The 23,402-nt window shown below is 64.7% G+C and carries 23 protein-coding genes and 1 riboswitch; of the genes, 21 read left to right on the forward strand and 2 right to left on the reverse strand.

The window, feature by feature from the left end:
- Positions 1-271 precede the first annotated feature (271 nt).
- From PPL01S_RS11355 to PPL01S_RS11375, 5 genes are all read left to right on the forward strand, one after another.
- Complete coding sequence (locus PPL01S_RS11355) at positions 272-1,330, forward strand: DUF2066 domain-containing protein (protein ID WP_028625989.1); 1,059 nt, start codon at positions 272-274, stop codon at positions 1,328-1,330.
- Between the two features lie 12 nt (positions 1,331-1,342).
- Complete coding sequence (locus tag PPL01S_RS11360) at positions 1,343-2,416, forward strand: AI-2E family transporter (RefSeq protein ID WP_016391598.1); 1,074 nt, start codon at positions 1,343-1,345, stop codon at positions 2,414-2,416.
- A 237-nt stretch (positions 2,417-2,653) separates the two neighbouring features.
- Positions 2,654-3,361: a DnaA regulatory inactivator Hda gene (gene hda / locus PPL01S_RS11365; RefSeq protein ID WP_008092169.1), complete on the forward strand. Its 708-nt coding sequence runs from the start codon at positions 2,654-2,656 to the stop codon at positions 3,359-3,361.
- A 128-nt stretch (positions 3,362-3,489) separates the two neighbouring features.
- Complete coding sequence (locus PPL01S_RS11370) at positions 3,490-4,125, forward strand: C40 family peptidase (RefSeq protein ID WP_016391597.1); 636 nt, start codon at positions 3,490-3,492, stop codon at positions 4,123-4,125.
- Between the two features lie 135 nt (positions 4,126-4,260).
- The gene (locus PPL01S_RS11375; protein WP_016391596.1) at positions 4,261-4,794 is read left to right on the forward strand and encodes a C40 family peptidase; all 534 of its coding nucleotides are present in this window, start codon (positions 4,261-4,263) and stop codon (positions 4,792-4,794) included.
- 13 nt (positions 4,795-4,807) lie between these two features.
- Here PPL01S_RS11375 and PPL01S_RS11380 read toward each other — a convergent pair whose 3' ends face one another.
- Entirely contained in the window at positions 4,808-6,124 is a 1,317-nt protein-coding gene (locus PPL01S_RS11380; RefSeq protein ID WP_028625988.1) for a PQQ-dependent sugar dehydrogenase, read from the reverse strand.
- Between the two features lie 154 nt (positions 6,125-6,278).
- On the opposite strand from PPL01S_RS11380, the gene PPL01S_RS11385 reads away from it, so the two are divergent.
- The 16 genes from PPL01S_RS11385 (at position 6,279) to PPL01S_RS11455 (ending at position 21,730) form a co-directional block, all read left to right on the forward strand.
- The gene (locus tag PPL01S_RS11385) at positions 6,279-8,837 is read left to right on the forward strand and encodes a dermonecrotic toxin domain-containing protein (RefSeq protein WP_028625987.1); all 2,559 of its coding nucleotides are present in this window, start codon (positions 6,279-6,281) and stop codon (positions 8,835-8,837) included.
- 65 nt (positions 8,838-8,902) lie between these two features.
- Positions 8,903-9,123: riboswitch (cobalamin riboswitch) on the forward strand.
- A gap of 120 nt (positions 9,124-9,243) precedes the next feature.
- The gene (gene cobO, locus PPL01S_RS11390; RefSeq protein WP_008092160.1) at positions 9,244-9,855 is read left to right on the forward strand and encodes a cob(I)yrinic acid a,c-diamide adenosyltransferase; all 612 of its coding nucleotides are present in this window, start codon (positions 9,244-9,246) and stop codon (positions 9,853-9,855) included.
- The gene (locus PPL01S_RS11395) at positions 9,852-11,147 is read left to right on the forward strand and encodes a cobyrinic acid a,c-diamide synthase CobB (protein WP_016391594.1); all 1,296 of its coding nucleotides are present in this window, start codon (positions 9,852-9,854) and stop codon (positions 11,145-11,147) included. The genes cobO and PPL01S_RS11395 overlap by 4 nt, the downstream gene beginning before the upstream one ends.
- Positions 11,144-11,794, forward strand: a complete 651-nt coding sequence (gene bluB / locus PPL01S_RS11400; protein ID WP_016391593.1) for a 5,6-dimethylbenzimidazole synthase — start codon at positions 11,144-11,146, stop codon at positions 11,792-11,794. The genes PPL01S_RS11395 and bluB overlap by 4 nt, the downstream gene beginning before the upstream one ends.
- The gene (cbiB, locus tag PPL01S_RS11405) at positions 11,791-12,699 is read left to right on the forward strand and encodes an adenosylcobinamide-phosphate synthase CbiB (RefSeq protein ID WP_016391592.1); all 909 of its coding nucleotides are present in this window, start codon (positions 11,791-11,793) and stop codon (positions 12,697-12,699) included. The genes bluB and cbiB overlap by 4 nt, the downstream gene beginning before the upstream one ends.
- Entirely contained in the window at positions 12,692-13,684 is a 993-nt protein-coding gene (gene cobD, locus PPL01S_RS11410) for a threonine-phosphate decarboxylase CobD (RefSeq protein WP_016391591.1), read from the forward strand. The genes cbiB and cobD overlap by 8 nt, the downstream gene beginning before the upstream one ends.
- Positions 13,681-15,135, forward strand: a complete 1,455-nt coding sequence (locus PPL01S_RS11415) for a cobyric acid synthase (protein ID WP_016391590.1) — start codon at positions 13,681-13,683, stop codon at positions 15,133-15,135. Before cobD ends, PPL01S_RS11415 begins: the two co-directional genes overlap by 4 nt.
- A 1-nt stretch (position 15,136) precedes the next feature.
- Positions 15,137-15,658, forward strand: a complete 522-nt coding sequence (cobU, locus tag PPL01S_RS11420; RefSeq protein ID WP_016391589.1) for a bifunctional adenosylcobinamide kinase/adenosylcobinamide-phosphate guanylyltransferase — start codon at positions 15,137-15,139, stop codon at positions 15,656-15,658.
- A complete protein-coding gene (cobT, locus tag PPL01S_RS11425; RefSeq protein WP_016391588.1) occupies positions 15,655-16,710 on the forward strand; it encodes a nicotinate-nucleotide--dimethylbenzimidazole phosphoribosyltransferase in 1,056 nt (351 codons plus the stop codon). The genes cobU and cobT overlap by 4 nt, the downstream gene beginning before the upstream one ends.
- Positions 16,707-17,273: an alpha-ribazole phosphatase family protein gene (cobC, locus tag PPL01S_RS11430; protein WP_016391587.1), complete on the forward strand. Its 567-nt coding sequence runs from the start codon at positions 16,707-16,709 to the stop codon at positions 17,271-17,273. The genes cobT and cobC overlap by 4 nt, the downstream gene beginning before the upstream one ends.
- A gap of 1 nt (position 17,274) precedes the next feature.
- Entirely contained in the window at positions 17,275-18,009 is a 735-nt protein-coding gene (locus tag PPL01S_RS11435; protein ID WP_028625986.1) for an adenosylcobinamide-GDP ribazoletransferase, read from the forward strand.
- A 112-nt stretch (positions 18,010-18,121) separates the two neighbouring features.
- Positions 18,122-19,300: a glycoside hydrolase family 5 protein gene (locus PPL01S_RS11440; RefSeq protein WP_028625985.1), complete on the forward strand. Its 1,179-nt coding sequence runs from the start codon at positions 18,122-18,124 to the stop codon at positions 19,298-19,300.
- A gap of 42 nt (positions 19,301-19,342) precedes the next feature.
- A complete protein-coding gene (locus PPL01S_RS11445) occupies positions 19,343-19,747 on the forward strand; it encodes a MarR family winged helix-turn-helix transcriptional regulator (RefSeq protein WP_028625984.1) in 405 nt (134 codons plus the stop codon).
- Positions 19,748-19,810: 63 nt separating this feature from the next.
- Positions 19,811-21,013: an MFS transporter gene (locus PPL01S_RS11450; protein ID WP_028625983.1), complete on the forward strand. Its 1,203-nt coding sequence runs from the start codon at positions 19,811-19,813 to the stop codon at positions 21,011-21,013.
- Complete coding sequence (locus tag PPL01S_RS25650) at positions 21,010-21,132, forward strand: hypothetical protein (RefSeq protein WP_016391582.1); 123 nt, start codon at positions 21,010-21,012, stop codon at positions 21,130-21,132. The genes PPL01S_RS11450 and PPL01S_RS25650 overlap by 4 nt, the downstream gene beginning before the upstream one ends.
- Before the next feature lie 46 nt (positions 21,133-21,178).
- Entirely contained in the window at positions 21,179-21,730 is a 552-nt protein-coding gene (locus tag PPL01S_RS11455) for a glutathione peroxidase (RefSeq protein ID WP_016391581.1), read from the forward strand.
- A 261-nt stretch (positions 21,731-21,991) separates the two neighbouring features.
- Here PPL01S_RS11455 and PPL01S_RS11460 read toward each other — a convergent pair whose 3' ends face one another.
- Entirely contained in the window at positions 21,992-23,272 is a 1,281-nt protein-coding gene (locus PPL01S_RS11460; RefSeq protein ID WP_016391580.1) for an OmpP1/FadL family transporter, read from the reverse strand.
- Positions 23,273-23,402 lie beyond the last annotated feature (130 nt).

The following is a 23,402-nucleotide window of genomic DNA, read 5'->3' on the forward strand; positions in this document are numbered from 1 at the left end:
TGTGACAGGCGCGCAACCGCCTGGTTTGTACGACGCGATGTCGAGCCGTGCCCAAAGGCGTTCGCGCGCCAATCCAACAGGCAGAATTGGTCCGAAACAAACGTAGGAGCGAGCGCAGCTCGCGATGCGCCGCGTGGGCGGCGCTCGGCCTAACCGGCACCGCAGGGTTTGTGACAGGCTATATAACGTAAAGGGAGCACTTTGTCTTCAGCAACGGTCCCACCCTGCGCTACGCTCACGTTGCTCCGTGTTATCTGGACAGGAATCCTGCATGCGACTTCTCAACTATCTGGCAGCGGGTTGCCTCGTCATTGCCAGCTTTGCCGCCCAGGCCGAAAACGTCTCCGGCCTCTACCAGGTGCGTGAGCCGGTGGAGGGGCAGGGCGCCGAAGCCCGCGCCGCCGCCACCGTCAAAGCCCTCGATACCCTGGTGCTGCGCCTGACCGGCGACCCCAAGGCGGCGCAGAGCCCGGCGTTGGCCGAGCTGCGCAAGGACCCGCAGCAAATCATCAACCAGGTCGGCAGCGAAGCGGGGCCGCCCGAAACGGTGATGGTCGAGTTCGACCCGGGCAGCACCGAGCGGGCCTTGCGCAAGGCCGGGCTGGCGTTATGGGGGAGCAACCGGCCGTCGATCCTTGGCTGGTGGCTGAACGACAATGCCGAGGGCAGCAGCCTGGTGGGCGATGGGCAGGCCAGCGCCCAGCCCCTGCGCCGTGCCGCCCAGCACCGTGGCCTGCCACTGCGCCTGCCGCTGGCGGACCTCCAGGAACAGCTGGTGGCCAACGCCAAGCAGCTGGAGGGCAGCGATCCTGCACCGCTGCGTCAAGCCGCCGAGCGTTACGGCGCCGACGCCCTGCTGGCCGTGCACGCCCAGGAAGCCGACGGCAAGTGGCAAGGCAAGTGGCAGCTGTGGTTGGGCAAGCAGCACGAGCAAGGCGATGCCGAGGGTGCAGACCAGGCCGCCTTGGCCGATGCCGTGATGCTGGCCGTCAGCAGCCGCCTGGCACCGCGCTACGTGACCCGCCCTGGCGCCAGCAGTCAGTTGCAGTTGCAGGTACAGGGCATGAACCTGCAGCGTTACGCCGAACTGGGCCGTGTGCTCGAGCCTTATGGCCCGCGCCTGCAGTTGGCGGATGGCAAGACCCTGACCTATGGCGTCACCGCCGACCGCGAGCAGTTGCGCGCGCAGTTGGGGCTTGCCAAGTTGCAGGAAGTCCCAGCCGATCAAGCGCCTGTCGCTCCTGTCGCTCCGGCGACGCCCGCGACGGGGCAGCCTGCCACCGCCCAACCTGTAGCCAAGCCGTTCGACGGCTTGCGCTTCCGCTGGTAAGGAGTGGCGAACATGCTCGATACCCGTCGTTGGATCTGGCTGGGCGCGGCCCTGCTGATTGCCGTGCTGCTTTATAGCCTGCACAACATTCTTTCACCGTTTCTCATAGGCATCCTGCTTGCGTACCTTGCCGACCCACTGGTCGATCGCCTGGAGCGCCTGGGGCTGTCACGCACCTGGGGCGTGGTGGTGGTATTCAGCCTGTTCACCCTGATCCTGTTGGCCTTGCTGCTGGTGTTGGTACCCATGCTGGCCAAACAGCTGATTCGCCTCTACGAGCTGGCGCCGCAGATGCTCGACTGGCTGCAGCATGAGGCGCTGCCCTGGGTGCAGCACCGCCTGGGCCTGGCTGACGGGTTCTGGAAGTTCGACAAGATCAAGGCCGCCATCGGCGAACACATGGGCCAGACCACCGACATCGTCGGTGTGGTGCTGTCCCAGGCCACCGCATCGAGTCTGGCGCTGATGGCCTGGCTGGCCAACCTGGTACTGATCCCGGTAGTGGGCTTCTACCTGCTGCGCGACTGGGATCTGATGATGGCCAAGTTGCGCAGTTTGCTCCCGCGTCAGCGTGAGTCGCAGGTGGTCGGGCTCGCCGGCGAGTGCCATGAAGTGCTGGGGGCGTTCGTGCGTGGCCAGTTGATGGTGATGGTCGGCCTTGGCGTCATCTATTCCGCGGGCCTGATGCTGGTGGGGCTGGAGCTGGGGCTGCTGATCGGCATGCTGGCGGGTCTTGCAGCCATTGTGCCTTACATGGGCTTCATCATCGGTATCGGTGCGGCGCTGGTTGCCGGGCTGTTCCAGTTTGGCGGCGACCTGTATCCGATGCTGGGTATCGTCGCCGTGTTCATGGTCGGACAGGCACTGGAAGGCATGGTCCTGACCCCGCTGCTGGTCGGCGACCGGATCGGCCTGCATCCGGTGGCGGTGATCTTTGCCATTCTCGCCGGCGGGGAACTGTTCGGGTTCACCGGTGTGTTGCTGGCATTGCCGGTGGCGGCGGTGATCATGGTGCTGTTGCGGCATGTGCATGACCTGTACAAGGAGTCGGACATGTATGCCGGCGACGTCGATCCGGAGCTGTGACGGCGGGGGCCGCGTCGCGGCCCAATCGCCGGCAAGCCGGCTGCCACAGGTACAGCGGAGAGCTCCTTGTGGGAGCCGGCTTGCCGGCGATTGGCTTGCAAACCCGCACCATCCACCGCAACCCTTTGATTTTGCTTGTGCTATTTGCCTGGGCGATTGTGCCCCCCGCGCTGCGGGTATAGACTTTGCACACCGTTCATTTAAGGCCCCCTGTGGTCCTCGCGACCGCCCGCCAGCATGAAACCACCGATCCAGTTGCCCCTGGGTGTGCGTCTGCGCGATGACGCCACCTTCATCAACTACTATCCGGGCGCCAATGCCGCGGCATTGGGCTATGTCGAGCGGCTATGCGAGGCCGACGCCGGCTGGACCGAAAGCCTCATCTACCTGTGGGGCAAGCAAGGGGTCGGCCGCAGCCACCTGTTGCAGGCCGCCACCCACCGTTTCCAGCAGCGCGGTGAACCGGCCGTGTACCTGCCGTTGGCGCAATTGCTCGACCGCGGCGTGGAGCTGCTCGACTACCTGGCGCAATACGAACTGGTGTGCATCGATGACCTGCACGTGATCGCCGGCAAGGCGGACTGGGAAGAGGCCATGTTCCACCTGTTCAATCGCCTGCGTGACAGCGGCCGGCGCCTGCTGCTGGCGGCATCGGCGTCGCCCCGCGAACTGCCGATCAAGCTGCCGGACCTCAAGTCGCGACTGACCCTGGCGCTGGTGTTCCAGATGCGCGGATTGTCCGACGAAGACAAGCTGCGTGCCCTGCAATTGCGGGCTTCACGCCGTGGCCTGCACCTCACCGATGAGGTCGGCCACTTCATCCTCACCCGCGGCACGCGCAGCATGAGCGCGCTGTTCGACCTGCTCGAGCGTCTCGATCAGGCCTCGCTGCAAGCTCAACGCAAGCTGACGATCCCGTTCCTGAAGGAAACCCTCGGCTGGTAAGCCGCGTGGTTGCTGGGCTGCGGACCGAAAACAAAAAAGTCACATGTTTGTCGATAAAATTTGCAAATGGGCCCGATAGAAGGCATAGTTTCCCCCCCTTCTAAAGGATTACAGACACGGTCGTGCCCATGCTCAAGCGCTTTGCACCCCTCGTGCCACTCGCACTCGTGACCCTGCTTTTTGGCTGCGCGGCCCAAGACCCGGTTTCCCAGCCCCAGGATCACACCCCGATCGCCAGCCAGGCTGCGATCAATGCCAAGGCTTCACCTTCGTCGGTGTTCGGTGAGGAGATCCAGGCAACCGAAGATGACCTGGAGGCCTTCTCCAGCAGCAAGCCATACCAGTTGCCGGCCCTGGCTGACAGCATCCTCGAACGCGGCATGTCGCTGATCGGTACCCGCTACCGCTTCGGTGGCACCACCGAGGCTGGCTTTGACTGCAGCGGTTTCATCGGCTACCTGTTCCGCGAAGAAGCCGGCATGAACCTCCCGCGTTCGACCCGCGAAATGATCAATGTCGATGCACCGAAGGTGGCCCGCAACAAGCTCAAGCCAGGTGACCTGCTGTTCTTCAGCACCAATGGTCGCGGCCGCGTCAGCCACGCCGGCATCTACCTGGGTGACAACCAGTTCATCCACTCCAGCAGCCGCCGCAGCGGTGGCGTGCGCATCGACAGCCTCGGTGACCGCTACTGGAGCAAGACCTTCATCGAAGCCAAGCGTGCCTTGGCCATGGCGCCGACCAGCAATATCGCGCGCAACTGATATCAAAATGCTATATCCTGCCACGGCGGCGATGCTTAAAAGCTCGCCGCCGTGTGCGGTTACAAAAAGCGTCTAATCTAAATTCTCAACTCTTTTCGGCTGCGGCCCTGCGGTCTCAGACAGGATGTTCTGGCCATGGCGATAATGGCGCGCTTCGCATTCTTTTCCCTGGTGGCATTGCTCGCTGCCTGCTCCAGCCGTACCCCGGCACCGGCTCCCGTGGCCAAGCCACAGGTCACCTACGCCCCTGCCGCCGCCTCGCCGATAGCCGATGACGTGCTCATCCGCGCCATTGGCCTGGTGGGCACCCCTTATCGCTGGGGCGGCAATACGCCCGATTCAGGTTTCGATTGCAGTGGTCTGATCGGCTATGTCTACCGCGATGCCGCTGCCATCAGCCTGCCGCGCACCACCCGCGAGATGATCGTCATGCGCGCGCCCACCGTTGCTTCCAATGCGCTGCAATCGGGCGATCTGGTGTTTTTCGCTACCGGTGGCGGTTCGCAGGTCAGCCATGCGGGCATCTACGTGGGTGAGGGGCGCTTCGTGCATGCGCCTTCCGCAGGTGGCACGGTGCGTCTGGACTACCTGTCCAACAGCTACTGGGCCAAGGCCTACCTGCAAGCCAAGCGGGTGATTCCACCGGGGCACTTGGCACAGAACCCTTGAGCGCAGCGGGTGGCTATCTCACTTTGCTCACCCGCCAGACCACATTGCCCACATCATCAGCCACCAGCACGCCACCGTGCTGATCGCTGGCCACCCCGACCGGCCGCCCCATCGCCTTGCCCTGGTCGTCGAGGAATCCGCTCAGCAGATCCTGCGGTTTGCCTGCCGGCTTCCCGGCGCTGTCGAACGGCACGAAGATCACCTTGTAGCCACTGTGCGGCTTGCGATTCCACGACCCATGCTGGCCAATGATCGCGCCTTGCGCAAAGGGCGATGGCAGCACCCCCGGCTCGATGAACATCAGCCCCAGTGACGCGGTGTGCGGACCCACGGCATAGTCCGGCGCCAGGGCCTGCGCGACCTTTTGCGGATCCTGAGGTTTTACCCGCTCGTCCACGTGCTGCCCGTAGTAGCTGTACGGCCAGCCATAGAAACCACCGTCCTTGACCGATGTGATGTAGTCAGGCACCAGGTCGCTGCCGATCTCGTCGCGTTCGTTGACTGCCGTCCACAAGGCGCCGCTGCGGGGCTCCCAGGCCAAACCATTGGGGTTGCGCAGCCCTGAGGCATAGATCCGGTGCTGGCCGCTGGCCGGGTCCACTTCCCAGATCGCTGCACGTCCTTGCTCCTGATCCATGCCGTTCTCACCGACGTTGCTGTTCGACCCGACGGTGACGTACAGCTTGGTGCCGGCAGGGTTGGCGATCACATTCTTGGTCCAGTGGTGGTTGAGCGGGCCACCCGGCAGATCGATGACCTTCAGGCCTTGCTCGCGGATCTGCATGGCGCCCGGTTCGTAGTGAAAGCGCAGCAACCGATCGGTATCGGCAACATAGAAATCCTTGCCCACCAGCGCCATGCCAAAGGGGGAATTGAGGCCTTCGATGAAGGTACTGCGCATTTCCGCGACACCGTCGTGGTCGGCATCGCGCAGCAGGGTTATGCGGTTGGGGCTGGGCACGGCCGCGCCTGCACGCTTCATCGCCTTGCCCATGACCCAGCCACGGATGCCCTTGCCGTCTTCCGGCTTGGGCGGGGCGTTGGTTTCGGCCACCAGCACGTCGCCATTGGGCAATACGTACAGCCAGCGAGGATGATCGAGCCCGTCGGCGAAAGCGGTGACCTGGGTGCCTGTTGCCGCCATGGGTTTGCGCCCCTTCGGCCAGCCGATGGCGGGGGCGATGTTGACGGTCGGGATCAGCGTCTTGTCAGGGGCGGGCAACTGCGGCGCAGGGCCTGTGCCGTCGATTACCTCCAGGTGGGCGGTGTCGCCACAACCTGTCAGGCATGCGCCCAGTATCAAAGGTAAGACAAACCTTGTGCGGCTCATGTGCGCTGACCTCCGACGATGGTGCTTGAGTATTCAGAACCCTGCGGGCGAAGGAGGTTCAGGTCAAGGCGTATCCCTATGCCTATCCTTGCACCACCAGCCAACCGATGTCTGGCCGAGCATGGCCGTTCCTTGAAAACAGTCAGGAACGACCATGAACGACTACAACGTGCTCATGCAGCGCACGCTGCAAATGCTCCAGGCCGGGCGACCGCTCGCCCGGCTGGTGGATCAGGTGCTGGACGAGTACCCAGATCCCCAAGCCTTGGCACTCGACCAGGCCCGGCAGATTCTGTTCAAGCATACTCGGCGGCGTTGGGATCCTCGGCAGGTCTGGTGGCATCAGTTCAATGACGCCTCTTCCAGCAGCCGCAGTTTCACCGGCTGGCAGCACAGTGGCCCATCGGGCAAGTCGATGCGCTTCCCTGAGCTGATGCTGAGTCGTTTCGACCTGGGCTTTCAGGACGCCAGCGATGAACTGGATGTCTACGGTGGCTTCTATCGACAGGGCCCGCAGGTAGCCTTCTATGACGAGCGCAATGAAGTGCCGATGCTGGCTCGCGACGTACAGAAGGATTTCTGGGCTTTGGATTTCGCCGAGTTGTACCGGCGCAAGGTCAGTGCTTTTTGGGATGTTCGCGGCGATGATTTTTGCGTCGTCGCCAAGGTCAACTGGCTGGGGCAATGCGCCAGGGCCCTGGAGGCCGGGCATATCACCCAGGCCGATGCTGTTGGCCTGCGCGGTATGGTCTGCGCCGAACTGCGATCACTTGAATGCCCTCCAACGCTTGAGCTGCTGCGCCAGGGCAGCGCTGCCGGCACGCTGCAAGTGGGGCGGCTAGCGTGGAGAGAGGATCAGGCACCGTTCCTGTACGTGCTCGGCGCCAGTGAGGGCCCGGTCGTGCTGTTCAGGCCCTGGGCCAGCGAGGCGATGCGTGGGTTTGCCTCGGCCGAGGCAATGGGGCTGTGGTTGCGCGATGAGATGCGTCAGCCGCAGGCATTGGCCCTTTATGTCAACGCGGCCAGTGTAGATAACCGCGACCCGGAGCACGTGCAGGAAGTGCGTGGTTTGTTCCAGAGGGTCGCAGGCAGTGCGACGGGACTGGATGCCCTGCAACGGCTTGCGCCGCTGCGCGTACGTGTTCGCGGCGATCTGTTCAGTCATTTCGGCGAAGTCGCCAAGCGCCAGATGCAGCGCGATGCCGCCCGCATGATGGACAACAAGCAGCTGCGCGAAGCCATGCTCAAAGGGTATCTGGGCGCTTTTCTCAAGGTGTTCGGCGTCATGGCGCCCCTGGGGTGGCCCCTATCGTTGCTGCTGCTCGGTGCGAGTCTGATCCGGGTTGGCCTGGACATCGACCAGGCCGTGCATGCCTCCCGCGCGAGCCAACGCAAGGCAGCCTTGCGCGAGGCAGTGATGGATACCCTGTTTGCCGCGCTGAACCTTGTGGACCTGAGTTTTCGCTCAAGTTTCGCCTTGTTGGCCTATCGCGCGCCTTTTCACGAACTGGAAGCCTCGTTGCAGCAGTGGCAGGTTGCGGGGAATGCTTCGGTCGAACTGCAGGCGGTCGAGGCCAACGCCGAGCTCGAGGGCATGCAGCCTGGGACCGGCTCGCTACAAGGCATCCGTATCGACGCCGAGGGTGCCTGCTGGGTGGAGCTGGGCGGCATGCCGTACCGCGTGCGCTACAGCACCGAGTTGTCGAGCTGGTTGATCGTGCCGCCAGACAACCCCTTCGCATTCGCACCGCTGCGCCCCATCCGCCAAAACGCCGGAGGGGACTGGGAATTGCTGTCCACGCCGGGGCTCAAAGGGGGCAATCCTCCGCAGCCCAGCCTTTCGATGAGCAGCGAGCGCTCGGCATTCTGGGACGAGTACATGTCTACGGATGCAGCACGCAAGGAGCAGACCTCGGAGCTGGCCTTGGAGCGCCAGCGTCGGTTGCTGGATGACTGGGACATTCCTGCAGTGGCGGAAGGGGAGGATCTGCTCATGGACGAGCATGACATCGGCTATGTCGATGACAACGGCAGTCGAGCCTATGTCTATCAGGAGGACGGCGGCTATGCCAGCGATGTCTTGCGGCTTTACACCGATGAAGGTACACAAGCCAACACCCTGCTGCGCGAGGGGCGTCATGTCATTCGATTCATGGACGACGACGCATACCTGGAGTTGCTCTGCGAGACCCTGGATGGCCTGCCCAGCAGCGATGAAGTGCCGCTCTATCGAGGTGGGTTTGGTGGGCGCGGCACCAGCGGCGCGCATTTTCGCAATCAGGCATTGAAGGTGGGTGACGTGCTGGTCAACACCGATATGACTTCCTTCACGGAAAACCCCTACATCATTCGTGAGTTCGCTGCCGACAAGGACCAGCTGTCAACCCTGGGCAGGGAGGGGCTGTTCGATGATACCTCGGTAGTGTTCGAGTTGCCGGCAAAGCAGTACAGCGGGGGCACGCCGATCGCTGCACTCTCGATAACCTCGGATGAAGCCGAGACGTTGTTCCAGCCCGGGCACTACTGGCGCATAAACAAGCTCGTGCAGGTCAAGGGTGATGACTTCCAGTTCGTCCATGTCACCTTGAGCGAGGTCAGCAAGCCGACCAGCGGCCCAGTCTACGACCTGCGTACCGGTGAGGTGTTCGACAGGGCGCAGTACCTGGCCCGTATAAAGAGCGAAGCGCTGGCGGGGCGGTTCTTCCCGCTCTGATTCACCCCCTGAGGAGGCCGGGCTTTTCGGCCTTCTTCATTGACGCTCCCGGTGCAACCCTCTAACCTTCGCGGCGTGTTTCAGGTGCCCTGCCAGCCCCGACTGGGCAGGGTGAAACTGGGAAGCCGGTGGGCGCCAACAAGGCGCGATTCCGGCGCTGCCCCCGCAACGGTAGGTGAGTAGCAAGCCGCGCAGGGCCACTGGATGCCAGCATCCGGGAAGGCGCGCAGGCTTGGGCCAAGGCCCGCTCACGAGCCCGGAGACCGGCCTGTCACTGCCAACGGCATCACGGAGGGTGATGCGCGGTGCACTGTGGCGTCCGGCCACGGCTCCTGCGCGTTCTCCGTCTGCCTGTCTATCGACCTGTCGCCGCCGCTTGCGTGGCGCCAGCCTGCGGAGAAACCTGATGAGCGAACCCACCGACCGCGACGAACGCCACCTGGCGCGCATGCAGCGCAAGAAGGCGATCATCGACGAGCGCATTGCCAATTCCCCTAACGAATGCGGCCTGCTGCTGGTGCTGACCGGCAACGGCAAGGGCAAGAGCAGCTCGGCTTTCGGCATGCTCGCCCGTGCCCTGGGCCATGGCATGCAGTGCGGCGTGGTGCAGTTCATCAAGGGCCGCAACAGCACCGGTGAAGAACTGTTCTTCCGGCGCTTTCCCGAGCAGGTGCGCTACCACGTGATGGGCGAAGGCTTCACCTGGGAAACCCAGGACCGCCAACGCGACATCGCCGCCGCCGAAGCGGCCTGGGCCGTCTCGCGCCAGTTGCTGCAGGACCCGTCCGTGCAATTCGTGGTGCTCGACGAACTGAACATCGCCCTCAAGCACGGCTACCTCGACCTCGACCAGGTGCTCGGCGACATCCAGGCCCGGCCACCGATGCAGCACGTGATCGTCACCGGCCGCGCCGCCAAGCCCGAGATGATCGAGCTGGCCGATACCGTCACCGAGATGGGCATGCTCAAGCACGCCTTCCAGGCCGGTATCCGTGCGCAGAAGGGCGTGGAACTGTGAGCCAAGCCCGCCATTGCCCGGCCGTATTGATCGCGGCGCCAGCCTCCGGGCAGGGCAAGACTACTGTCACCGCCGCCTTGGCGCGCCTGCACCGCAACCTTGGACGCAAGGTGCGGGTGTTCAAGTGCGGGCCGGACTTTCTCGACCCGATGATCCTCGAACGGGCCAGCGGTGCGCCGGTGTACCAGCTGGACCTGTGGATGATCGGCGCCCGGGAAAGCCGTCGCCTGCTGTGGGAGGCGGCCGGCGAGGCCGACCTGATTCTCATCGAAGGGGTGATGGGGCTGTTCGACGGAACGCCGTCGAGCGCCGACCTGGCCCGTCATTTCGGCGTGCCGGTGCTGGCCGTGATCGATGGCACGGCCATGGCCCAGACCTTTGGCGCCCTGGCCCTGGGCCTGGCGCGTTACCAGGCCGACCTGCCATTCGCCGGGGTGCTGGCCAACCGGGTCGGCAGTCTGCGCCACGCGCAGCTCCTCGAAGGCAGCCTGACCGAGGGCCTGCGCTGGTATGGCGGCCTTTCCCGCGAGCGCGGCATCGAGTTGCCCAGCCGCCACCTGGGCCTGGTTCAGGCCAGCGAACTCAACGACCTGGATGCACGCCTGGATGCCGCCGCCGAAGCCTTGGGTGCGAGCTGCGACGCCACCTTGCCACCGCCGGTGACGTTCGCCGAGCCTGAGCCGCAAGCGTGCGCTGCAGCGTTGGCCGGTGTACGCGTCGGTGTAGCCCGCGACGAGGCCTTCGCCTTTACCTATGGCGCCAACCTTGACTTGCTGCGCCAGCTTGGTGCGCAACTGACGTTCTTCTCGCCGCTGCACGACCGGGAACTGCCCGAGGTCGACAGCCTTTACCTGCCGGGTGGCTACCCTGAACTGCATCACCACGCGCTGGCTGCCAACACGCCGATGTGCGAGGCGATCCGCGCCCACCATGGCGCAGGCAAACCGCTGCTGGCCGAGTGCGGCGGCATGCTTTACCTGCTCGATGCCTTGACCGATGTGGCGGGCGAACGCGCCGAACTGCTCGGCCTGCTGGCGGGCGAAGCGACCATGCAGAAGCGCCTGGCAGCCTTGGCGTTGCAAGCGGTGGAGTTACCGGAGGGTACCCTGCGCGGGCACACCTACCATCACTCGCTGACCAGCACCGAACTGCAGCCGATCGCCCGCGGCCTGAGCCCCAATGGTGGGCGCGGCAACGAAGCGGTCTATCGCCTGGGCCGCTTGACGGCCTCTTACGTGCACTTCTATTTCCCCTCCAACCCCGAGGCGACGGCGGCGCTGCTGCAACCATGAGCGAACACGCTTTCAGCGACGCCGAGCGCGCCGCGATCTACCGGGCCATCGGCGAGCGCCGCGACATGCGTCACTTCGCTGGCGGCACGGTGGCCCCCGAGCTGCTGGGGCGCCTGCTGGCTGCCGCGCACCAGGCGCCCAGCGTCGGCCTGATGCAGCCCTGGCGCTTCATCCGCATCAGCCAGCGCGAGCTGCGCCAGCGCATCCAGGCATTGGTCGAGCAGGAGCGGGTGCGCACGGCCGAGGCCCTGGGTGAGCGTTCCGACGATTTCATGAAGCTCAAGGTCGAAGGCATCGACGACTGCGCCGAAGTGTTGGTGGCAGCCCTGATGGACAATCGCGAACCCCATGTATTCGGCCGCCGCACCCTGCCCGAGATGGACCTGGCCTCGCTGGCCTGCGCCATCCAGAACCTGTGGCTGGCAGCGCGGGCCGAGGGGCTGGGCATGGGCTGGGTATCGCTGTTCGACCCGCAGGCGCTGGCCGAGCTGCTGGGCATGCCCGCCGGGGCCAAGCCGGTCGCGGTGCTGTGCCTGGGGCCGGTGACCGCGTTCTACCCGGCCCCGATGCTGGCCCTGGAGCATTGGGCCGAGGAACGGCCCTTGAGTGAAATGCTGTACGAAAACCAATGGGGAGAGCGCCCATGAGCGTGGCCTTGCTGACCGTGGCCGGCGTGGCCCTGGATGCCTTGCTGGGCGAGCCCCGGCGACGCCACCCGCTGGTGGGCTTTGGCAACCTGGCATCGCACCTGGAGCGGCGCCTGAACGCCGGTGGCCGTGGCTGGCGCAGCCATGGCGTGAGTGCCTGGTTCCTGGCCGTGGTGCCCTTGACCCTGATCGCGCTGATTCTGTCCTGGCTGCCCTATGTCGGCTGGCTGGTGGAGGTGCTGGCGCTGTACTGCGCACTGGGCCTGCGCAGCCTCGGCGAGCACGTGCTGCCGGTGGCCAGTGCCTTGCGCCAGGGCGACCTGGAAGAGGCAAGGCGGCGTGTCGGCTACCTGGTCAGCCGCGAGACCCGCGAGCTGGATGAGCCCGCCGTGGCCCGGGCGGCTACCGAGTCGGTGCTGGAGAACGGCAGCGATGCGGTGTTCGCTGCGTTGTTCTGGTTCATCGTCGCCGGCGCACCCGGGGTCGTGCTGTATCGCCTGAGCAATACCCTGGATGCCATGTGGGGCTATCGCAACGAGCGCTTCGAGCGTTTCGGCTGGTGCGCGGCACGCATCGACGACGGGCTCAACTATATTCCCGCCAGGCTGGTGGCGCTGACCTATGCGCTGCTCGGCAAGACCCGCCTGGCGCTGGCCTGCTGGCGCAACCAGGCGCCCCTTTGGGACAGCCCCAATGCCGGCCCGGTCATGGCTGCCGGGGCCGGTGCCCTCGGGGTCGAACTCGGTGGCCCGGCGGTGTATCACGGCGAGCTGCACGAGCGCCCGCGCCTGGGCGAGGGGCCGATGGCCGATGCCGATGCCATCGAACGTGGCTGCAGTCTGGTGCAGCGCGGCGTGTGGTTGTGGCTGTTGTTGATCTGCCTTGGAGCGTACCTCGATGCTTGAACACGGTGGCCGCCTGTTGCGGGCGATACGGCAGTACGGCATTGCTCGCGAACATTGGCTCGACCTGTCCAGCGGCATTGCCCCCTGGCCATACCCGATCCCGGAGATTCCCGTGGATGCCTGGGCGCGCCTGCCGGAAACGGACGACGGCCTGGAAGCCGCAGCATGCCTTTACTACGGCGCCCGCCAAGTGATGGCGGTGGCCGGCTCCCAGGCGGCCATCCAGGCCCTGCCGCACCTGCGCGCGCGCGGTCGCGTCGGCGTGCTGTCGCCGTGTTATGCCGAGCATCCGCACGCTTGGCTACGCGCCGGACACACGCTGGTCGAGCTGCAGGAGGCCCAGGTCGAGGCGGCCCTCGACAGCCTCGATGTGCTGGTGCTGGTCAACCCCAACAACCCGACCGGCCACCGTGTGCCCCGCGAACGCCTGCTGCACTGGCATGCCCGCCTGGCCGCGCGCCGTGGCTGGTTGCTGGTCGACGAAGCGTTCATGGATAACACACCGGAGCACAGCGTGGTCGACTGCGCCGAACGCCCCGGCCTGATCGTGCTGCGCTCGTTCGGCAAGTTCTTTGGCCTGGCGGGTGTACGGCTGGGCTGCGTGGCTGCCGAATGGCCGTTGCTGCAGCGCCTGGCCGAGAACCTCGGCCCGTGGACAGTCAGTGGCCCGACCCGGGTCCTGGCCCAGGCGTGCTTCGCCGATCAAGCCGCCCATCAGGCACAGATCCGGCGCTGCACCCAGGCCAGCCAACGGTTGGCGGCGCTGCTGCAGAACAACGGCCTGCTCCCCAGCGGCGGCTGTGACCTGTTCCAGTACGTGCGCAGCGATCGCGCTGCGCTCCTTCACGATTTTCTCGCCCGCCGCGGCATCCTGGTCCGCCTGTTCGAGCAGCCCGCTGCCGTGCGCCTGGGCCTGCCTGCCTGCGAAGCGGACGAACAGCGCCTGGCCCAGGCGTTGGCGGCTTATCACAAGGAAACGGCATGACCACTCTCATGGTGCAAGGCACCACCTCCGATGCCGGCAAGAGCACGCTGGTCACTGCCCTGTGCCGTTGGGTGCTGCGCCAGGGCATCGGCGTGGTGCCGTTCAAGCCCCAGAACATGGCGCTCAACAGCGCGGTGACTGCCGACGGTGGCGAGATCGGCCGCGCCCAGGCGGTACAGGCCCAGGCCTGCCGGTTGGCGCCGCATACCGACATGAACCCGGTGCTGCTCAAGCCCAACAGCGACACTGGCGCCCAGGTGATCATCCATGGGCGCGCGGTCACCAGCATGAATGCCGTGGCTTACCACGACTACAAGGTCGTCGCCATGCAGGCGGTGCTGGCTTCGCATCGACGCCTGGAAGCGGCCTATCCGGTGGTGATGGTCGAAGGCGCGGGCTCGCCGGCCGAGATCAACCTGCGCGCGGGCGACATCGCCAACATGGGCTTCGCCGAAGCAGTCGACTGCCCGGTGATACTGGTCGCCGACATCGACCGCGGCGGCGTCTTCGCCCACCTGGTCGGTACCTTGGACTTGCTGTCGCCCAGCGAACAGGCGCGGGTCAAGGGGTTCGTCATCAACCGCTTTCGCGGTGACATAGCCCTGCTGCAGCCTGGCCTTGACTGGCTGGAAGCGCGCACGGGCAAACCGGTGCTGGGCGTGCTGCCCTATGTCATTGACCTGCACCTGGAGGCCGAGGACGGCATCGACGTGCGCCAGGGCAGCAAGCATGATCGCGTGCTCAAGGTCATCGTCCCGGTGCTGCCGCGTATCAGCAACCACACCGATTTCGACCCTCTGCGCCTGCACCCGCAGGTGGACTTGCAGTTCATCGGCCCTGGCCAGCCGATCCCGGTGGCCGACCTGATCATCCTGCCAGGCTCCAAGAGCGTGCGTGGCGACCTGGCGCAACTGCGCGAGCGCGGCTGGGACACGGCGATCTCCCGCCACCTGCGCTACGGCGGCAAGCTGATCGGCATTTGCGGCGGCCTGCAGATGCTAGGCCACGAGGTGCACGACCCACTGGGCCTGGAAGGGCCGGCAGGCTCCAGCCCGGGGCTGGGGCTGCTCGATTACGCCACGATACTCGAAGCCGACAAGCAGCTGCGCAACGTGGCCGGCACCTTGAGCCTGGAGGGTTCGCCCGTGGCGGGTTATGAAATACATGCCGGCGTGACCACTGGCGCTGCGCTGGAACGACCCGCCGTACAGCTCGCCGACGGCCGCCTCGACGGTGCCGTCAGCGCCGACGGCCAGATCCTCGCCACCTATCTGCATGGCCTGTTCGAAGGCAGCCAGTCGTGCGCTTCGCTGTTGCGCTGGGCGGGGCTGGAAGCGGTGCAGACCATCGATTACGAGGCTCTGCGCGAACGCGATATCGAGCGCCTGGCCGACCTGGTCGAGCAGCACCTGGATACCGACCGCCTGCGCCAATTGTGTGGAGTGGCCTGACATGCTCAACCTGATCCTCGGCGGCGCCCGCTCGGGCAAGAGCCGCCTGGCCGAACAACTGGCGAGCGACAGCGGCCTGCCGGTGACCTACATCGCCACCAGCCAGCCGCTGGACGGCGAAATGAGCGAACGGGTGCGCCTGCATCGGCAACGCCGACCCGCCGACTGGGCGCTGGTCGAAGAGCCGCTGGCACTGGCCGCCGTGCTGCGCGCCGAAGCCGCCGAAGGGCGCTGCCTGCTGGTGGACTGCCTGACCCTGTGGCTGACCAACCTGCTGATGCTCGATGACGAGCCACGCCTGGCGCAAGAACGCGATGCGCTGCTCGACTGCCTGGCGCAGCTGCCAGGCACGCTTATCCTGGTCAGCAACGAAACCGGCCTGGGCGTGGTGCCCATGGGCGAACTCACCCGGCGCTACGTCGATCAGGCCGGCTGGCTGCACCAGGACGTCGCCGAACGCTGCCAGCGCGTGGTGCTGACTGTCGCTGGCCTGCCTCTCATGCTCAAAGGACCTTCACTATGAACCAACCCTGGTGGCGCGATGCCTGCCAACCGCTCGACCACGCCGCCATGCAGCAGGCTCGCGCCCGCCAGCAGCAACTGACCAAGCCTGCCGGTTCGCTCGGCCAGCTGGAAGGCCTGGCGGTGACGCTGGCCGGGTTGCAAGGATGTGAGCGGCCGACCCTGGAGCAGGTCGCCATCACGATCTTCGCCGGCGACCACGGCGTGGTCGAGGAGGGCATCTCGGCCTACCCGCAGGCAGTCACCGGGCAGATGCTGCGCAACTTCGTGGGCGGTGGGGCGGCGATCAGCGTATTGGCTCGCCAGCTGCAGGCCAGTCTCGAGGTAATCGACCTCGGTACGGTCGACCCGCACCTGGAACTGGCGGGCGTTCGCCATTTGCGCCTGGGCGCCGGCACGCGCAACTTCGCCCGTCAGCCAGCGATGACGGATGAGCAGCTGCAGGCGGCCCTGCAGGCGGGCCGCGACAGCGCCCGCCGCACCGCCGAAAAGGGTGCGCAGCTGTTCATCGGCGGTGAAATGGGCATCGGCAACACCACGGCCGCCGCAGCCCTGGCCAGCATTCTGCTGGGTTGCCCGGCGCGTGACCTCTGCGGCCCAGGCACCGGTCTGGACAGCGCTGGCGTATTGCACAAGGCCCAGGTGATCGAACGTGCCCTGGCGTTGCACGGTTTGCGCGCCGACCAGCCCCAACAGGCCCTGGCCTGCGTCGGTGGCTTCGAGATCGCGGCGTTGGCCGGCGCCTACCTGGCCTGCGCGCAACAGGGCATCGCGGTGCTGGTGGACGGTTTCATCTGCAGTGTCGCCGCGCTGGTGGCGGTGCGCCTCAATCCGCAATGCCGTGACTGGCTGCTGTTCGCACACCAGGGCGCCGAACCTGGGCACAAGGCCTTGCTCGCTGCGTTGCGCGCCGAGCCGCTGCTGGCGTTGGGCTTGCGCCTGGGCGAGGGTAGCGGTGCGGCCCTCGCCGTGCCGCTGTTGCGGCTGGCCTGTGCCCTGCACGGGCAGATGGCGACTTTCGCCGAAGCGGCGGTGGCGGATCGCCCGGCATGATCCTCGACCTGCTGCGCCATGGTGAAACCGAGCACGGCGGCGGCCTGCGCGGCAGCCTCGACGACGCCCTGACCGAAAAAGGCTGGGCGCAGATGCGCCAGGCCGTGATCGCCGGAGGGCCTTGGCACGTGCTGGTCAGCTCGCCCTTGCAACGATGCGCACGCTTTGCCGACGAACTGGGAGCGCGCCTGGGCTTGCCGGTGCACTATGAACCTGCCCTGCAAGAGCTGCATTTCGGCGAGTGGGAAGGGCGCAGCGCCCTGCAGATCATGGAAACCCAAGCCGACCAACTGGGGCGCTTCTGGGCTGACCCGTATGCCTGTACGCCGCCCGCTGGCGAGCCGGTCAGTGCCTTCGCCGAGCGTGTCCTGGCGGGTATCGAACGGTTGCGACTGCAGCACGCTGGCAAGCGTGTATTGCTCGTCACCCATGGCGGTGTCATGCGTTTGCTGTTGGCACGAGCACGCGGTTTGCCCAGGGAGCAGTTGCTGCAGGTAGAGGTTGGCCATGGGGCGCTGGTGCAGCTGGAGTTATCGGGCGACCTGCTGCGGGAGGTCAGCTGAGATGCTGCCCTTGTGGATCGCCCTGCAATTTCTCAGCAGCCTGCCGGTAAGTCTGCCAGGCATGCCCGCGCCACAGGAAATGGGGCGCTCGTTGCTGTACTACCCCGTCGTGGGACTGTTGTTCGGCCTGCTGCTGTGGCTGGCCAGTCACCTGCTGCAAGGCACGCCTGCGCCGCTGCAGGCAGCCTTGCTGCTGACGCTGTGGGTACTGCTCAGCGGGGCCTTGCACCTGGACGGGCTGGCCGACAGCGCCGACGCCTGGCTCGGCGGGTTCGGCGACCGGGAGCGCACGCTGCAGATCATGAAGGACCCGCGCAGCGGGCCGATTGCCGTGGTGACTCTGGTGCTGGTGTTGCTGCTGAAGTTCTGCGCCTTGTGGGTGCTGCTCGAGCGCGGCGCTGGTGCGTTGCTGGTGCTGGCACCTGTGGTAGGGCGGACGGCGATGCTCGGTTTGTTCCTCAGTACGCCCTACGTCCGAAAGAATGGCCTGGGGCAGGCCTTGGCTGAGCACCTGCCCAGGCGTACCGCCGGCTGGGTGCTGCTGGCCAGCTTGCTGGCGTGCCTGCTGGTTGGCGGCTGGGGATCAGTCTGGCCGATGCTGCTGGCCCTGGGGGTGTTCTGCTGGTTGCGACGGCTGATGTGTCAACGCCTGGGCGGAATGACCGGAGATACCGCCGGGGCGTTGCTGGAACTGCTTGAACTGACGGTTCTGCTGGGGTTGGCGCTCACCCATTGAGCCGGTGTTGTTGCATCACGCTCTGTCATCTTCGGTAATGCATCCGTTTCACTTCCGGCATCCATGCACGGTTATCCTCGGCCTTCCGTTCAACTGGCCAGGGAGGCCTTGCATGCGTCATCGGATCCTTGCCAGTTTGCTGGCGTTACTTGCTCCACTGGCCACCGCCGCCGACCTCATCGATTTCTGGAATGTCCCCCGTCACGGCGGCAACAGCTTCAATCGCCTGCCGCCCGATCAGGCTTACTTCGAGGCCTTGCGTGGTTATGGTGCGACCTGGGTACGGCTTTCCTACGACAAGTGGCAGCCGGCACGGCGCGACTTTCTCCTCGGCGATGCCGACCATTACCAAGGCCTGCCTGAAACAGATCTGAAACGACTGCGCGACACCCTTGACCGTGCCCATCAGGCCGGCCTGAAGGTGGTCGTGGCGCCGCTGTCCTTGCCAGGCATGCGCTGGTCGCAGAACAACCAAGGCCAGTTCGATGACCGATTGTGGCAGGACAAACGCTACTGGTCACAGGCTGCCGCATTCTGGCGCGACCTGGCCCGTGAGTTGAAAGACCCCCCGGCCATTGCTGCCTACAACCTGATCAACGAGCCGGCCCCCGAGAAACAGGGCGGCCTCGCCGAACACGCGCCTGCCCGGGACATGCAGCAGTGGTATGCACACGCGATAGGCAGCGCGCGTGACTTGCCTGCGTTCTACCGGCAATTGCTGGCGGCTATTCGTGAAGTGGACGAGCATACCCCGGTCATGGTCGACGCCGGTTGGTATGCGAGCGCCGATGCGTACAGCTACTGGCCGGCGGCGCTTCAGGACGAGCGCGTGCTCTACAGCGTGCACATGTACGAACCCTATGCCGCCACGAGTGCACCCAACATGACGCGCAAGCAGCCTTATGCCTATCCCGGACCGGTGCAGTTCGCCGGGGAGCGCCAGCAATGGGACGGCGAGCGCGTTGCACACTACCTTGCCCAGCCACTGGCATGGGCGGATGCGATGAAGGTGCCGCGCTCACGGCTGGTGATTGGCGAATTTGGCTGCATGCGCCGCTTGTCAGGCTGTCGGCAATACCTGGAGGATGTGCTTTCGGTGCTGCAACGTCACCGGCTGCACTGGGCGTTCTACAGTTTTCGAGAAGACAATTGGGACGGGATGGACTACGAACTGGGCTCGGCGAAGGTGCCGTGGCGCTACTGGCAGGCCATCGAGGAGGGGGCCCCAGACCTGTTGCCACGGCGCGCCACGCCCGAGTTCGAGCCTATTCGACAGGCCTTACATCCATGAAATTTCTTGCAACATCCATCATGCGGGTATATACACGTATCCATGCTGACCAGTGAATGCATCTGCACCCATCTGCGTCGTGCCGCCCGCAGGGTGAGCCGACATTACGACGAGGCCCTTGCCGGCTTCGACATCAACGTTGCCCAGTTTTCCCTTCTGCGCCATCTGCAGCGGCTCGACCGCCCCAGCATCACCAGCCTTGCCGAGGCCATGGGCCTGGAGCGCAGCACCTTGGGCCGCAACCTGCGGGTGCTCGAGGCTGAAGGGCTGGTGGCGTTGATCGACGGTGACGACCAGCGCAACCGCGTGGTGCTGCTGACCGAGGCGGGTGCGGCGCGCTTGCGGCTTGCCCATCCGGCCTGGGAGCAGGCCCAGCAGTCGTTGGTGGAGCATTTGGGCGAAGGGCAGCGTGACGAGTTGGTGCGCTTGCTGGAACGGCTGGCCTGACCGACTCCGATTGAGCGCGGGTATATACCCGTACAACCTTGCGATGTGCTGGAGATAACGACAATGACTTCGGTGTGGCGAACCAGCGGGTGGGTTCTGGTGGGGGCAGCATTGATCCTGGCGCTGTCACTGGGTGTGCGGCACGGCTTTGGCCTGTTCCTGGCGCCGATGAGCGCCGACTTTGGTTGGGGGCGCGAGGTATTCGCCTTCGCCATCGCCCTGCAGAACCTCATCTGGGGCCTGGCCCAACCCTTTGCCGGGGCGCTGGCCGATCGTCTTGGCGCGGCTCGGGTGGTGATCATCGGCGGCATCCTCTATGCCGCTGGCCTGCTGTTGATGAGTACGGCCGATTCGGCCTGGTCGCTGTCGCTCAGTGCCGGCCTGCTGATTGGCATTGGCCTGTCCGGTACCTCGTTTTCGGTCATCCTGGGTGTGGTGGGCCGGGCTGTGCCGGCAGAAAAGCGCAGCATGGCCATGGGTATTGCCAGTGCTGCCGGCTCGTTTGGCCAGTTCGCCATGCTGCCGGGCACGCTCGGGCTGATCGAATGGCTGGGCTGGTCGGCTGCCTTGCTGGTGCTGGGGCTGCTGATCGCGTTGATCGTGCCGTTCGTAAGCCTGCTGCGTGATCGTCCGCTGCCGAGCCATGGTGGCGAGCAGACGCTTGGCCAGGCCTTGCGCGAGGCGTGCTCGCATTCCGGTTTCTGGCTGCTGGCCCTGGGCTTTTTCGTCTGTGGTTTCCAGGTGGTGTTCATCGGTGTGCACCTGCCGGCTTACCTGGTCGACCAGCATCTGCCGGCGACCACCGGCACCACGGTGCTGGCGCTGGTCGGGCTGTTCAACATCGTCGGCACCTACACTGCCGGCTGGCTGGGTGGGCGGATGTCCAAGCCGCGCCTGCTGACCGCGTTGTACCTGCTGCGGGCGGTGGTGATCGGCTTGTTCTTGTGGGCGCCGGTGACTGAGGTCAGTGCGTATCTGTTCGGCATTGCCATGGGGCTGCTGTGGCTGTCGACCGTGCCGTTGACCAATGGCACAGTGGCCACGGTGTTTGGTGTACGCAACCTGTCCATGTTGGGTGGCATCGTGTTTCTGTTCCACCAGTTGGGCGCCTTCCTTGGCGGCTGGCTTGGGGGGGTGGTGTATGACCAGACTGGCAATTACGACCTGGTCTGGCAGATTTCGATCCTGCTCAGCCTGCTGGCTGCCGCGCTCAACTGGCCGGTGCGCGAACGGCCGGTGGCCCGTCTGCAGGCGCAAGCCGCATGAACCGTTACCTGGCCCGCGGTCTGCTGCTGGCGGCTGCGCTACTGGCCCTGGGGTTGGTGTGGTGGGGTTGGCATCGGGGTGGGTTGGCGTTGATGCAACTGGGCATGGGTGTTTGTTAAGCGCTACCCTGCAAGTTCAAGGACTGTCTTGCTGGAGAAACCATCGATGCGTACACACTGGTTGACGATGCCTTTGCTGGCTTTGCTTGCGGCGACTTCGAGCTGGGCTGCCGATTGCCCGGCGTTGTTGCAGGGCAGCTTGCCTGAGTTGCGTGGGAAGGGGCAGGTCGATCTGTGCCAGCGCTTTGCCGGTAAGCCGCTGGTAGTGATCAACACGGCCAGCTATTGCGGTTTTGCGCCGCAGTTCGAGGGGCTTGAGGCGACCTACAAGGAATATCATGAGCAGGGCCTGGAAATGCTGGGTGTGCCTTCGAATGATTTCAAGCAGGAAGATGCCGATGCCGAGAAGACTGCCAAGGTCTGTTATGCCAATTATGGTGTGACCTTCACCATGACCAAGATGCAGTCGGTCAGGGGCAATGATGCGATTCCGTTGTTCGCGGAGCTGGCGAAGCAAAGCAGTGCGCCGAAGTGGAATTTCTACAAGTACGTGGTGGATCGCAAGGGCAAGGTGATCGGCAACTTCTCCAGCCTGACCAAGCCTGATGATCCTGCGTTCAAGGCGGCAATCGAGAAGGCGATTGCATCGCAGCCTTGATGGGGGCAGCGCTTAACTGCTGCTCTTGCTTCGGCTTTTGCTTCTAAGCGCGCGATAGTCAAGGCGCCGCAGATTGCGACTTCAGGAGACCTCCACTCGGCCTCCTGAAGTCGCAATTTACTGCGCCTGAACTTGCGCGCTTAGAAGCAAAGGCAAAGGCAAAGGCAAAGGCAAAGGCACCAAGGCTGCCTGCGAGATGCTTGCCAGCACAGACATGAAAAAACCGCCACGAGGGCGGTTTTTTCATGCGGCAGGTACGAATCAGAAACGGTAGGTCAGGGAAGCACCGATACCGTGAGCACTGTTCTCGTACTTGGCCTGGTAGTTGCCCTTCAAGGCAGCTTCCGTCAGCGAGCCCGGTTGGTTGTTGACCTTGGTGTCTTCTTCCCACAGGTAGGAATAGGCAACATCAATGGTCATGTCATCGTTCGGGCTCCAACCAGCACCAAAGCTGACCGCTTTGCGATCACCGGTAGGAATGCGAGGCGAACGGTCGTGGTTGTTGGTAGGCGACTGGTCGACCGAGAAGCCAGCACGCAGGGTCCACTCCTTGTTCACCTTGTAAGCGGCACCAATGGCGTGAGCCCAGGTATCATGCCAGTTCTGCTCTTCGGTGATGGTTTGCAGCGGATAGCCTGCCGGTGCTTCGTTCTCAACGGTGATGTTTTCCAGGCGGCTCCAGCGAGTCCAGGTGCTACCCGCATACAGCGTCCAGTTGTCATCGAGCTCGTGGGTGACCGAGAAGTCCACGGACTCAGGGGTCTTGATCTTCAGGCTGGCGTCGAATTTACCACTCAGACCGAGCTGCGGAATGGGGTACGAAACACGCGTATCGCCTTCGAGCTCGTAGTCGACCATCGAATGATAAGTCAGGCCCAGACGGGTACGGTCAGTGGCTTGAACGAGAACACCGATGTTGTAACCGATAGCGGTGTCGTCGCCTTTGATCTTGACCTCGCCATCAGGACCGGTGGGGCCCAGGAAGGCCTTGCTGGCCAGGTTCGAGCCGAGCTCGCCCTTGATGTGGTTGATGGTGGGACCGAAACCGATCGACACCTTGTCGTTGAAGGCATAGCTGACGGTCGGCTGGAAGGTAATCACCTCGACCTTGCTCTTCTTGCCCCAGTAGCGGGCTGCGTCATCGCTGCCGTAATCGGTGATCAAGCCGTATGGCACGTAAACGCCGAAACCTACACTCCAGTGGTCGTCGATCGGCTTCACGTAGTAGCCCATCGGCACGCCAACGTTAGGCACCATGTCTCCGTCGGTTTCCCCCCCGAAATTGCTCCCGGGCCCCGAGATATCGGATTTCGCGATGACGGCTGCGCCACCCACGGTGACCTGTTCGCGCTTCAGGCGCGACATGCCGGCAGGGTTGCCATACACGGTGCTGGCGTCTTCGGCAGAAGATGAGCGACCCGCAAAACCGGTGCCCATGCCGCTGATGCTCTGTTCGTTGAGGGCGAAGCCGGCAGCGAACAGTTGGCTGGAAGCGAGGGCAACGGCTACGCCGAGGGAGGTTTTGAGCATTGCTTTTTTCATTATTAGAAACTCCTTGGGATCTCCGGGGCGAAAAGCTACCAACAAATCACGCGCCGCGCTATAGGCTGAATCACAGGAGATAGAGCGGTTTTGTAGGACAATCCGACCAAAATTCCTTTTTTCCGGTAAT

This window comes from Pseudomonas plecoglossicida NBRC 103162 = DSM 15088, from assembly GCF_000730665.1.
Lineage (GTDB): Bacteria > Pseudomonadota > Gammaproteobacteria > Pseudomonadales > Pseudomonadaceae > Aquipseudomonas > Aquipseudomonas plecoglossicida.